This window comes from Dethiosulfovibrio faecalis (genome assembly GCF_021568795.1).
Classification (GTDB): Bacteria; Synergistota; Synergistia; order Synergistales; family Dethiosulfovibrionaceae; genus Dethiosulfovibrio; species Dethiosulfovibrio faecalis.
Genome location: NZ_JAKGUE010000018.1, coordinates 26,941 through 39,802 on the forward strand (window position 1 = coordinate 26,941; position 12,862 = coordinate 39,802).

At 59.0% G+C, this 12,862-nt stretch carries 10 protein-coding genes; 3 read left to right on the forward strand and 7 right to left on the reverse strand.

The window, feature by feature from the left end; translation table 11 throughout:
* Nucleotides 1–7: 7 nt before the first annotated feature.
* The 5 genes from L2W58_RS10985 to L2W58_RS11005 all read right to left on the reverse strand — a co-directional run bounded on the left by L2W58_RS10985 (nt 8) and on the right by L2W58_RS11005 (nt 6,482).
* The gene (locus L2W58_RS10985) at nt 8–811 is read right to left on the reverse strand and encodes a MetQ/NlpA family ABC transporter substrate-binding protein (RefSeq protein ID WP_236103390.1); all 804 of its coding nucleotides are present in this window, start codon (nt 809–811) and stop codon (nt 8–10) included.
* Nucleotides 812–1,073: 262 nt separating this feature from the next.
* Complete coding sequence (locus tag L2W58_RS10990) at nt 1,074–3,050, reverse strand: methyl-accepting chemotaxis protein (RefSeq protein WP_236103391.1); 1,977 nt, start codon at nt 3,048–3,050, stop codon at nt 1,074–1,076.
* A 10-nt stretch (nt 3,051–3,060) separates the two neighbouring features.
* Nucleotides 3,061–4,872 (reverse strand): bifunctional diguanylate cyclase/phosphodiesterase, encoded by a 1,812-nt coding sequence (locus L2W58_RS10995; protein WP_236103392.1) that lies wholly within the window; start codon nt 4,870–4,872, stop codon nt 3,061–3,063.
* A gap of 124 nt (nt 4,873–4,996) precedes the next feature.
* On the reverse strand, nt 4,997–5,926 hold the full coding sequence (locus L2W58_RS11000; RefSeq protein WP_236103393.1) for a DHH family phosphoesterase: 930 nt from the start codon (nt 5,924–5,926) through the stop codon (nt 4,997–4,999).
* A gap of 1 nt (nt 5,927) precedes the next feature.
* Nucleotides 5,928–6,482 carry an HdeD family acid-resistance protein gene (locus L2W58_RS11005; protein ID WP_236103394.1) on the reverse strand — a complete coding sequence of 185 codons (555 nt, stop codon included), beginning with the start codon at nt 6,480–6,482 and terminating at the stop codon, nt 5,928–5,930.
* 476 nt (nt 6,483–6,958) lie between these two features.
* Between L2W58_RS11005 and L2W58_RS11010 the strand changes: the two genes are divergently transcribed.
* From L2W58_RS11010 to L2W58_RS11020, 3 genes are all read left to right on the forward strand, one after another.
* Nucleotides 6,959–7,129, forward strand: coding sequence for a hypothetical protein (locus L2W58_RS11010; protein ID WP_236103395.1), 171 nt, complete (start codon nt 6,959–6,961; stop codon nt 7,127–7,129).
* Nucleotides 7,130–7,311: 182 nt separating this feature from the next.
* The gene (locus tag L2W58_RS11015) at nt 7,312–7,590 is read left to right on the forward strand and encodes a hypothetical protein (RefSeq protein WP_236103396.1); all 279 of its coding nucleotides are present in this window, start codon (nt 7,312–7,314) and stop codon (nt 7,588–7,590) included.
* Nucleotides 7,591–7,600: 10 nt separating this feature from the next.
* Entirely contained in the window at nt 7,601–10,165 is a 2,565-nt protein-coding gene (locus L2W58_RS11020) for a tetratricopeptide repeat protein (RefSeq protein ID WP_236103397.1), read from the forward strand.
* Nucleotides 10,166–10,196: 31 nt separating this feature from the next.
* Here the strand turns inward: L2W58_RS11020 and L2W58_RS11025 are convergent, their stop codons facing one another.
* On the reverse strand, nt 10,197–10,589 hold the full coding sequence (locus L2W58_RS11025) for a class II SORL domain-containing protein (RefSeq protein WP_236103398.1): 393 nt from the start codon (nt 10,587–10,589) through the stop codon (nt 10,197–10,199).
* Between the two features lie 100 nt (nt 10,590–10,689).
* A complete protein-coding gene (gene pbpC / locus L2W58_RS11030; RefSeq protein WP_236103399.1) occupies nt 10,690–12,861 on the reverse strand; it encodes a penicillin-binding protein 1C in 2,172 nt (723 codons plus the stop codon).
* Nucleotide 12,862 lies beyond the last annotated feature (1 nt).

Below are 12,862 nucleotides of genomic sequence, written 5' to 3' on the forward strand. Positions count from 1 at the left end.
CAGCGGCTTACTTCTTGCCCGGTCCGAAGGCGGGAACGACCCCTCCTCCGTAGTTTTCGAGTATGAAATCCCGTACCCTGTCGCTCTGGAGAGCCTCCACCAGAGCCTTCACGTCCTCCCTGTCGGCATCGCCGGCCCTTACCGCCACTATATTGGCGTAGGGAGAATCGGCTCCCTCCAGCAACAGGGCGTCCTCGGTGGGTTTCAGGCCAGCCTCCATGGCGTAGTTTCCGTTTATGACCGCTCCGTCCACGTCGGGAAGGACCCGGGGAAGCTGAGCCGATTCGATGGGACGAAAACGGAGATCCTTGGGATTGTCCTCAACGTCGAACTCGGTAGCCTCCAGCCCGGACGAATCGGAGAGGGAGATCAACCCCTCGGCCTGGAGCAGCAGCAGAGCGCGGCCTCCGTTGACGCTGTCGCTGGGGATCGCTATGACCGCCCCGTCGGGGAGGTCGTTTAGAGAGTCGTGCTTTCCCGAGTAGAGACCCAGGGGCTCCACGTGTATAGATCCGGCGGAGACGAGATCCAGGCGGTGATCCCTGGCGAAACCCTCCAGATAGGGCAGATGCTGGAAGAAATTGGCGTCCAACGACCCTTCGTCCAGGGCCATGTTGGGCCTGACGTAATCGGTGAACTCAACTATTTTCAGATCGACGCCCTTTTCTGCGAGATCTCCCCTTACAAGTTCCAGAAGCTCCGAGTGCGGTAACGGAGTAGCCCCTACTACCAAGGTCCCGGCAACTGCCGGACCGGACAGGATCAGCCCGGCTATCAGGACCGAAGCCGCCAAAAACGCGATTCTCTTCATGGTGAAAACGCCTCCTCAAGGATATTTTACGGTCCTTTAAAAGGCCTTCCCGATGGGAAGGCCTTTTAAAGGACCGTCGCTCCTCATCGATGTCAGCAGGACCACCTTGCCGTAAAGCAGGTTGGTGCGGGATCTGCGAGCTGACTCTCTCCCCCGACTCTGGATAAACAGCTTATTTCGTTGTTGGATGAGACGATACCACGGTTAGCATTATACGACAAGGGGAAAATAAAAGACCCAAAATTCGAAATATTCATCACCCCTAGAGGCGATGACGGTCTATAAGGGCCTCCTGTCGCCCCGCCAGGTCGACGAGGATTCGGTTCTCCCGGCCGAGCCCCGCTACTCCGTCCAGGAGGGACGTCACCGAATCCTCCAGCTCTGCCGCCCTCAGAGCCGCCTTGGCGGCCATCTCGGAGAGACTGGACAGCATGGCGGAGACCTCGCCGTTGTGTCTCGTCTGGTTCTCCGACCGTTCCAGCACTCCGGCGGCCTTCTCGCTTACGTCCACCGCCTCCGCCTCTATGGCCTCCAACGCCAGATAGAGGTTCTCCGACCTGCTCTGGTTCGCCTTAACCGCCTCGTCGCCCTCGGAGGCTATCCCTCCCAACTCCGTGACGTCGGAGACGACCGAGTCGGAAAGAGCCCTTATCCTGGCCACAGCGGCTCGACTCTCCTCGGAGAGATCTCTGACCTCGCGGGCGACCACGGCGAAACCTCTGCCGGACTCTCCGGCCCGGGCCGCCTCTATGGCCGCGTTCAGGGCCAGCAGGTTGATCTGCTCCGCTATGTTCCCTATGGTGGTGACGAAGGACTCTATGCCGGAGGCTCCCTCTCTCAGCCTCTCCGCCACGGACGACACGGAGGTGAAATCCTCGGCCAGGGAGGCCATGCCTCCGCCGTTTTGGCGGGCCAGCTCCGTGGCCTTTCGAACCTCTCCCAGAGTCCTGTCCGAACTTCTCTTTGCCTCCTCCACCAAAGACGCCACGTGGTGGGCTCCCTCGGTCACGGAGGCAGCCCCCTCCTCGGCGGCCTTGACCGCCTCGATGCTCTCGTTCATGGCCTCGGTCAATATCGAGCTGGCCTCCTGCAACCCGGCGGAGACGTTCTCTATTCTGCCCGCCACCTGCCCTAGTCCGGAAGAGCTGGACAGGATGCTGCCGTTTCCGTCCCTCAGTGTCTGGAGTACCGTCCTCTGAAAGTCCACCAGGCCGTCCATGGCCATTCCGACCCGGGCCAGCTCGTCCCATCCCGCCATGGCGCAGCGGACGGTGAGATCCCCTCCTATGGCCGCCTCGGCCACGGAAGTGAGCCTGGCGATGCGGTTCATAAAACTCCGGCAGAACAGCCACATGACCAGAGACACCAGGACGAACGCTATGGCCACCAGAGCCGTCTGACCTCTCTCGATTCTCCTGAGAGGGGCCAGCAGAGACGCCTCGTCCGAGGCCAGGGAGAGAAAGAGTCCCTTGGGAAGAAGGAAGGAGAGCACTCTGTAGCGGCTGTCTGCGATGTCCACGGTCCTGACCGGGACCTCGTCCAAACTTCCCTCCTCGATCGCGTCGAATACCGCCGCCATAGACTCCCTTTCGCCGTCGTCAAGGTTGTCCGCCAAGACCCCTCCGTCCGGCGCCGTCAGTATAACCGCCCCATCGGAGGAGAGAGAATCTATCTCCGAGACGAAGGAGGACACGGGAATATCCGCTCCCATCACCCCCAGCAGCCGCCCCTCCTGGTACAGGGAGTAGACCGGCAGAGAGAGCGTCATGACAGGCTCCTCCGATCTGGGGGAGATCCAGGGGGACGAGAGCACCATGGCTCCCTCTTCCTCGGCTCTCCTATACCACCCCTCCGCCCTGGGATCGTAATCGTCCTCCTCGGGAAACCACATGTTTCCGTCCATAAAACGACCGTTGGGAAGAGCCAGGTAGATGTCGGAAAGCCCCATGGAAAGAGAGGTCTCAGTCAGGTTTCTCATGTAGTTCCCGGCGGTTCCCGGAAGAAGCCCCAGGTCCTCTATCATGAAGGACAGGTTTCTGCTCCCGGTGGTCAGGACGTTCTCCATGGACCTCAGCCAGTTGGCCACCGCCGCGGCGGAGCTCCTGCTCTCCCTGTTCTGCCCTCCGTCCAGAAGGTCCGATACGGTCGCCCTGGCTCCTCTTGAGGAGAGCAGAGACAGACCGGCCATGGCGACGCATATGGCTATCACCAGAAAGACCAGCTTTTTTCTCAGGGACATATCGGAAAACCTACCCTTCGGAGGTGCTATAGGATCGCCTCTCCTGAACCCAGGCGCTCCTGCCCAGCTCGGAGGTGCGTCGTTTGGCCATATGCTTCAGAGATGCGGCTATCTCGGCGATCCTCGCCGGATGGAGGGAGTCACCCAGTCTGCCGCTGTCCAACACAGCCAGACTGAGGGTTACCAGAGAAACTCGACAGACCTCCCCCTTTCTGTCGGTGGATCTGTATCCTCCGGCTCGAACGTCCTCGTCCTTGAAGTGAACGAGTTTGCGGCGGTCGAACTCCCTGCATATGGCGTCGAGATAGTCCTCCGGCAAGGGGCCGGAGATAACCGCGACGAAATCGTCGCCTCCCACGTGGCCCACCATGGCCCGGCATCCCAGCTCCATGAGCCCCTCCTGAAGGACCGACGCCGTGAGCTTTATCAGCTCGTCCCCCTCGACGAATCCGTAGGTATCGTTGTACTCCTTGAAGCGGTCCAGGTCGGCGTATATCAGAGAGAAGGCCCCTCCTCCCTGCTGGGCGCAGGATATCCAGCGCTGTATGTCCTGGTTTCCGGGGAGGCCGCTCAGGGGATTGCAGGTCAGGGCCTGACGGATCTCTATCTCGGCGGAACGGGCTATCACCTGCTTCATGGTGACCGTCCCTAGATAGCCGCCTCTGGCGTCCACCACTGCCACGGGATCGTAGATATCCTCGGGACACCTCTCCATGGCCAGCCGGGACAGAAGACGGACCGAACAACTGTGGCTCACCGACAGAAAGTTCCTCTTCGCCGCCTCCTCTATAGGTCGGTTCTGGAAGAGATGGAAACCGTAGGCCCCGCCCATCTTGGCGGCGAAGTCGTTTCTAGTTATCAGTCCCACCGGCTTCGCCCCGTCAAGAACCACCACGTGGTCGAACTCGGCGGTGTTCTTCATCAGATACCAAAGTTCCTTGCAGGAACACTCGTTTTTCTGCATCGCCTTGGCCCTGGTGGTGAGAGAGAGCAAGCCGTCCAGGTTCTCGCCCTCCCTCTGCTGTAGGTCCTTCCATATGGACTGCACCCTCTCCCTGAAGTCGTCGGCCAGCTCCGCCGGCCCCTCGGAGGGCACGGCGAACAGGAATCCCTGGACGAACCTTATGCCCAGCCTCATGAGGGTCTCCAATTCCTCCCAGGTCTCGACCCCCTCGGCGACTATTCTAGACTCCACCTGGGACGCCAGGCCTATGAGAGAGCGGACTATATGCTGTTTTCTAGGCTCCTCGTGGATATCCCGGACCAGCCCCATGTCCAGCTTTATGTAGTCCGGTATGCAGGAGGCCAACATGAGAAGCCCCGAGTGCCCCGATCCCATGTCGTCTATGGCTATCCGGAATCCTTGCTCCTTCATCTCCTCCACCCGACGGGAGAGCTTGCCGTAATCCGAGACCTCCGCCCTCTCGGTCAGCTCGATCACCACCCTGGACGCCCTTATACCGCAACGCTCCACCACGAAGCCGTTGAAGCTCTCTGGAAAACGGTCGTCCAGAAACACGGTAGGGGTCACGTTGATGAAAAATCTCTTGTCCTCCGAGTCTATTACGGAGGACATACGGTCCATCGCCCTGTCACGACACATCTGCTCCAGCTCCCAGAGCTTCCCGAACCGGTCGGCGGCGTCGAAAAGCTCCGTCGGTGAATCCATCGGGGGAACTCCCCTGGAAAGGGCCTCGTAGCCCCATATCTTGGCACCGAAAAGATCCACCACAGGCTGAAACACCGTCTTCACCCCGTTTCGACAGAGAACTTCCTCCAAAGCGCGGGACGGAAATATCTCCAATATAGTCGCTCCCGACACCGATACCACCTCCATTCAGAGGGTACAGGACCAGGATGTCGGGGATGTAACGACAAGATGACGATAAAGTAAAAGGGAGACGGCTTTTCAGCCGTCTCCCTAAACGAAATATTTACGAATCTTTTTAAGTGGAACTGCCGTCGTTGATCTCCTCGAGAATCTCCTCCAGTACCCTGTGGCGATCCTCGTAGGGAATCTGACAGGTGCCCACCCTGAAGTGACCTCCCCCTCCGAAACGGAGCATGAGCTTTCCCACGTCCACCGAGGAGGTCCTGTTCAAGATGGAGTGTCCCACCGATATCACGCAGAACTCGGCGTTCTTGCCGTCGAAGAGCCAGACGGAGATGTTCTGATCGGGGTAAAGGGCGTACTCTATATGACGATTGCCGACGTAGGCCTCGTCGTTGCCGACGAAATCTATGACTATGGCGTCTCCCTCGGCTCTGCTCTTTTTGGTGAGCATCTCCCTGAAAAGGGATTGATGTCTCCTGTAGCGGACGACCCTCTCTTCGACGTCCTCCAGGGCCAGTATCTCGTCTATGTCGTGGTTTCTCAGATATTCGACCAGGTCGTCCATGAGCTGGTAGTTCGATATTCTGTAGTCTCTGAAACGGCCCAGGCCGGTCCTGGGATCCATGACGAAGGACAGAAGGACCCACCCTTCCGGATTCAGTATCTCCTCCCTGGAGAAGTCCGCAGAATCCGCCTTGTCCGCCACGTCCACCAGATAGCTAAGTCTTGCGAGCGGCCCCTCCGCTCCACCGTAATAGTCGAAGATGACCCTGGCGCAGCTCTTGGCACCCGGATCGCAGGCCCCCTCCCAGTGGTGGCGGAACATCTCCTCCCTCTCCACCTCGGAAGCGTGATGGTCGAACCACAGACCGCATCCCGGAAGATAGGGGACGTTGGCCAGAACGTCGTTCTCGTCGGCCTCCACCAGTCCGTCCTGTATGTCCTTGGGATGGACGAACTTCCTCTCGTCCATAACCCCCATCTCCTTCAAAAGCACGGCACACATCAGGCCGTCGAAGTCGCTTCTGGTCAGAAGTCTCATTCTACGATGGCTCCTTTCCAAGTCTCACCCCGAGGGCGAACAAAGTCGCCCCGGTGAAGAGCAGGTTTATGCCCACCAGAAGCCCGACTCCCCAGGCAGCGGCGAAAAGGTTATGCCAGATCAACCCCGCCAGTAAGAGCGAAAGGATACCGCTGACCAAGAGCCAGCCCCATCCTACGAGCCCTCTGAGCTTAAGGGCGGTGAAGACCTTGAAGACTCCCTCGAGGACAAAGTAGACGCTCAGGATCATGGTCAGGGTAACCACGCCGCTCAGGGGCTTGGCCAAAAGTATTATCCCCGTCATAGCGGCCAACAGAGCCCACAGGAAAGCCCCTGCTCCGCTACGGCCCTGCCGTCTCTCCCTGTATCCGCTGACGGCCTGGACGACACCGGCGGAGACCATGAGCCATCCCACCAACGTCTCCACCGCCAGCGAAGCCATGAAGGGCATGGACACAGCCAGAGCCCCCAACAAAAAGAGACAGACTCCCACGAGCATAACCCTGCCCTTTCGGGCCTTTATACTCTCGCTATCCATACCGGCCAAAGTAATCATGTTCAATCCTCCATATCAAAAATCAAAAGCTCACGAAAGCCGTTTTAGAAAACCTCGTTTATCCTTAACGAAAGTATATCATCGAGAGGGTAAGATAGAAAATCACAATCGTTCCTAATAGGGCATCTCTAAAAACGTCACTCCTCGGACGTGAGTTTTTACAGATGCCCTACATTTTTTCCGTTAGCCACTTGACAGCCCCGAAGACCGGAGATAGAATAACTTAAACTTTTCAGACAACGATCGGATAGGAGGAACCCGAGATGGCAGGAAGAAGCTTTAACATATCCATAATCGTCATGATAGTCGTCCTAATTATCGGCTGCGGGTCTCCTCCCGGTGCCGTTGTCGCCATGTGACGACGATCTGCCGAGAGCGGGGCCCTCTTAGAGGACCCCGCTTTTTTTATACCCGACTCACAACAGAGAAGAAAAACAAGAGACAGGAAAATCAAGCCTAGAAAAGGAGTGTCGATCATGACCACAACCACGATGAGAAGCAACGCAACCTTTTACGTCGCCGAGGAATTCAAGGGCCCCTTCGTAGGCTACACCCTCTGCGACCCCATACCCCAGGAGCGACGGTTCGCGGCGAAATTCGAGGTCAACTCGGTTCGCTATCGCGGTCCTTTCGAGGGCATCCGCTAAAAACGGACTTTCCTCACCCCACTCGCATGGCCTTCGATTGGCAGATCGAAGGCCTTTTTCATATCCAAAGGGATCGGTTCTGTTATACTTGGATGGACAAAACACTGCTAGAGGCTCATGCCCTAGGGACTTTAGGCTCACGGGGCTGGGACTTAAGACACCAAGAAAAGGAATGACGGTCCATGGAGAATATCGCCGACGTACTATCCAACAAAATAGAGAGGCTTTTCCAGGAAAAGGGGCTCAGACCGTGTCTGACCCCGGACGGGAAGATCGTCGTCCTGGACGAAGATTTCACCACCCGCTACAAGCTGGACATCGCCTTCAACAACAGCGACTTCAGCTGTATCGTGCTCGGGAGAAGGGATAACTCGCTCAGGGACGCAAAAAATTTCAACGTGCCCTGGACGAGCGGGGAGGATATCAGGGAATTCCTGAGATACCTGGCGTCGATGGACTGAGGAACGAAAGATGAGACTTTCCTCTAAGACGATAAAACGAGCTACGCTCCTCTCCTTCGCTCTATCCATGCTCCTCTCCGCGGGTCCGGCGAAAGCCGACATGAGACAGGCAGTAAAGGCCTACTCGGAGAAAAGATACAAGGACGCCTATACCCACCTCCTCCCGGAGGCGGAAAAAGGGGACCCTCTGGCGCAGTGTACCCTGGGATACCTCTACGATCAGGGGAACGGAGTCTCCCAGGACAAGGGCAAGGCAATGAAGTGGTACAAAGAGGCGGCGAAGGGCGGATCCGCCGACGGACAGTACAACCTCGGCCTGATGTTCCGAGACGGAGAGGGAACGCCCAAGGACAACTATAAGGCGACCTACTGGCTCGAGAAGGCGGCCTCCCAGGGACACCAGACGGCCCAGATAGCACTGGGTATGATGGCGATGAGCCCCGACGAGGGAGCCCCCCGCTACGAAGACGGAGCCAGGTGGTTCGCCATGGCGGCCGAAGGGGGCAGCATATCGGGATGCTACAACCTAGGCAGGCTTCTCTCCCTCGGCAGAGGAATCGAGAAAGACGAGGGCAAGGCCGTCGAGCTTCTGAGAAAGGCGGCAGAGGGAGGCCATATCTACGCTCAGCACGATCTGGGGATCCTCCTGGGAAAAAGCGACGATCCCAAACTGGTCGAGGAAGCGGATAAATGGCTCGAAAAAGCGGCCAGAGAGGGATACGACGATTCTCAACTATCCTACGGAGCGTTCCTCCTCCGAAACGGAAGGGAAGAGGAGGCCAAGGACTGGCTCAAGATGGCTTCCGACAGGGGCAACCCGGAGGCACAGTACCTCCTGGGTCAGCTATGCCGCCAACAGGGAGGCTCCTTCAAGGAAGCCGCGAACTGGTTCGGACTGGCGGCGAGACAGGGGCACGGACCGGCTCAGTACGCCCTCGCCACCCTTTACGAAAGGGGCACAGGGGTCGAGAAGGACCCAACCCTGTCGGCTCTCTGGTACAGGAGGGCGGCGGAACAGGGTATACCGGAGGCCCAGTACAACCTGTCTGTTATCTACAGAAAAGGCTCCTCCCTGCCCAAGGACCTGGAAAAATCGCTCCTATGGCTGGAAAAAGCGGCCGAACTGGGGCTCCCGGAAGCCCAATACTCCCTCGGAACGCTGTACAGAGAGGGCGATGAGATTCCCAGAGACCTCTCGAAGGCGGCGGAACTGTTCCGAAAGGCATCAAACCGGGGAAACGCCGAATCCCAATGCGCACTGGGACTGATGTACCTTCGAGGAGCCGGAGTTCCTAGAGACGAGAAGGAGGCCATCGAGCATTTAATAGCCTCAGGCAAGTCAGGCTATCCATCGGCCCAGTACAACCTGGGACTGCTCTACTCTCGGGGAGAGGCGGTCCCCAGGGACACAGCCGAGGCGGCCAGATGGTTCAGAAAGGCGGCTCTCCAGGGTCATCCTGGAGCTCAGTGTAATCTGGGAGTCCAATACGAACGGGGAGACGGAGTGGCTCTCGTGCCCTCCGCCGCGGCGGCCTGGCTGGGCAAGGCCGCAAAACAGGGAGATCCCTACGCCCTTTACAACCTGGCTCTGCTCTATCAAAAGGGCAGAGGGGTCGAAAAAGACAGACAAAGGGCGATAGAGCTGCTTGAAAAGGCTATCGAGGCCGAAAGCTGGGACGCCCCCTATTCTCTGGGGTGTCTCTTCGCCGGAGACGACGGAGGTCCTGTGAGAGAGATCTCGGCCCTTAACAGACTCTATCAAGCCGCATCCGCAGGAGACAGGCGGGCCATGTTGAGACTGGGCCTGGCTTACGACGAAGGTAAACTGGTGTCTCCCGACAAGATGGAAGCGGTGAAGTGGATAAGAAAAGCCGCAGAGCAGGGGTCGGACAAGGCCCAGTTCACATTGGGAGCCATGTACCTGAAGGGAGACGGTCTGGTAAAGAACCATAGCGCCGCCATGAGCTGGTTCTCCGAATCGGCGGAACAGGGAAACCTCCAGGCCCAGTACAACCTGGGACTGTGCCTCTGTGACTCGGGAGACGAAGAGCTTCGATCGTCGGCGATCATGTGGATGGAGAGAGCGGCCCAGGCGGGATACGCCCCGGCCCAGTGCGAACTGGGCATCCGCTACATAACGGGAGAGGGGCTTCCTCAGTCCGACCCGGCGGCTCTGAGATGGTTCTCCCTGTCGGCGGAACAGGGCTACGTACCTGCCCAGTACAACCTGGCGGTCCTGTATCTCTACGGAGGCCCCTATCTATCTCCCGATGAGAGCTCGGCCTTCCATTGGTTCTCCAGAGCGGCCGAGGAGGGGTACAGGGACGCACAGTTCTATCTGGGATGCCTCTACGAGAGGGGAAACGCCGTCTCCAGGGACGTGAAAGCCGCCAAGACATGGCTTACCATGGCTATGGAAGGCGGGAGCGCCGAGGCCAAGGAGGTACTGGACGAAATGGAACGGGACGAGGACTTCGCCATAGGCAAGGAAGATATGCCCCGTCTCCCCTTCGGAAGCGACCTGCCTCCCCTTCCCTCGGTCGAAAACGATGTGGACGAAAAAAAGGAGGCCTGAGGCCTCCTTTTCTCATGGACAAAGGTTTGCTTTACTCCGCTACGATATCCTGAGAGGACTCCCAGAAACCGTGGATGTTGCAGTAGGAAGTGGCTATGAGGGTTCCAGAGGTCTTCAGGTTCAACCTCACCACACCGTAGGGATCGGTGAAGACCGGCCCCTCGTTGGCTCCCTTCACGGAGGCCCCGTGACCGTCGAAATCGACCTTGGCCACCTCGTAACCGAACTTATCCCCTTCGGGCTTGAAGGAAAGCTTTATCCAGCAGATGTGATGTTCCGTCGTGTTGGGATGGGCTATCTCCTTGCCGACGCTCAAGGTTACGTCGAAAGACTCTCCCGCCTTCACCTTCTCGGGAGCCTCGATCACCGGTACGTGTTTCTCGCCCTTCCAATCCCCGCTCTGAAGCAGTTCTCCGAACTTCATATCTAGAACCTCCTTCGTCTCAATGCTGTAGGTCTATCGACCTCCTATGAAATTATGCCCTCTGGAGAGAACAAAGTCAAGTGTTTTTGTAGGATATCCTCTATCTATTCCAGGGCGTTACCTTCACTACCGCCCTGTCGCTCCTGCCCCTTTCGTCCACCGCCGATATCCTGTGCCGCCCCTCCGAGATGGACCAGAAGAGCCTTCTTCCCTCCGGGACCGTCCCCAGGTGAAGTCCGTCGACGAACCAGGAGACCTTTCCCGACGCCCCCTCGCAGGAAAGGGGGATCCTCGGAGGCTCTCCCAGAGGGGGCATGAGATACTCCGCCCCGTCCAGAGGAGAGACTATGGTCAAGCAGGACTCCCTAGCCTTCCCCCAGGCCGCCAGCTCCGGAGGGAGTACCGTGACCGACCTTCCGCCGGTCCATCGGTGCAGGTCGCAGGGGCCCTCCGGCGACACCCCCGGTATATACCAGGCATCCTCCCCGGAGGGACAGGCGGAGTTGAGAGGCAGACCGGAGAGGGAACAGACCGTTCGTCTGGACACCCCCGCGGGAGGGAGGGGCATGGTCCCTCCCAGCCTGGACATCACCTCTACTACGACCGGGACAGAGGCGGAAAGGCCTACCAGCTCGGGATGAGGTGTACCCTCGGGATCTCCGAACCACACTGCAAGGGTCCAGCTCTCGTTCCAGGCAACAGCCCAGGCATCCCTGAATCCGTAGGAGGTCCCGGTCTTGAAGGCCATCTCCGCCTTGCCGGACAGGAGAGATCTCAGATAAGGGGAGAGCCTGTCCGAATCCCTGAGTATCTCCCCCACTAGGAAGGAGCTCTCTTCGGAAAAAGGAGAATCCTGCCATCGGTCCCCTCCCGTCCCCTCCAGAAAGGACAGAGGACGGCTTCGCCAGGTCGCCAGGGTCGAGAAAGCCCTCAGAAGCTCCAGCAGGGTGACCTCGCATCCTCCGAGGATCAGGGAATCGCCGTAGTGATCGCCGTCCTCCCTCAAAAGGGAGAATCCCAACGTCCTGAGACGGTGGAGGAAACGCTCCGATCCGACGGATCTAAGGACCCTCACGGCCGGTACGTTCAACGAGTCCGCCAAGGCGTCCGAGGCGGAGACCGGGCCGCGATAGCGAAGATCGAAATTTCTAGGTGCCCTGCCGGACAAGGACAGAGGGGTATCCGCCATCAAGGACGACGGGGACAGCAGTCCCACCTCGAAGGCCATGGCGTAGACGAAGGGCTTCAAGGTGGACCCGGGCGAACGAGGAGAATCGCAACAGTCCACCCAGCTCCAGGATCTGTCCTGGTCGAACCGACCGTTCCCCACGTAGCCTCTGACGGAACCGTCTCGGTTGTCTACAAGGGCCGCCGCCCCGGTCACCTTCCTGGGCATCCCCCGCAAAGCCGAGGAGACGGCCTTCTCCAGGAGAATCTGGACCTGTCGATCCAGGGTGGACCGGCCCCCTTCGGGGGAGTCCTCCAACACCTTCGACACGAACAGAAAATTTCGATCAGGAATGGAGATACCGCCGGGCAGGGGCTCCTCCATGGCAAGGATAACCGCCTCTTCCGAGACGCCCCCTCTCTTGCCCAGATCCCTCAGTATCCGGTCTCTCCTGGCCCGAAGCCTCTCGGGATGGAGGTCGGGACGGTATCTGGTGGGGCCCTTCAACATGGCCACCAAGACGGCGGCCTCCGCCAGGGAGAGGTCCTTCGGAGATTTTCCCCACCACCCGAGGGAGGCGGCCCCGGCTCCTTGAAGAACTCCGCCGAAAGGAGCCCGATTCAGGTACATCTCCAGTATCCCGTCCTTGGATAGCCTACGCTCCAGGTCGATGGCCTGGAGGAACTCCCTGGCCTTGGCGGAGAAGGTCCTTTCCCTGGGCCTTGCCATCCTTATCAGCTGGCTGGTTATCGTGGACCCTCCCGAGACGATGCCGCCGCTTCGAACGTTCTGGACCGCGGCCCGAACCAGACCGAGCCAGTCCACTCCGTGGTGATCCCGAAAACGTCGGTCCTCCACCTCTATCAAGACCAACGGCAGCCATCTCCCCATCTCGTCCAGGGAAAGGGGCAGACAGAGTTTGTCCTCCGAGGTGAGTCCCACCCACAAGACGTCTCCGTCCCGATCGGTGACCCGGGGAGACCGATCCAGAGAGGCCACCTCCCGAACGGTAACCGGGCTTACGGCGAAAGAGGCGATCCAAACGGCCAGGGCCGCCGCTAAGGGCAGCCCCGGAATCGCGCACAACAGAAATTTTCTTTTCATG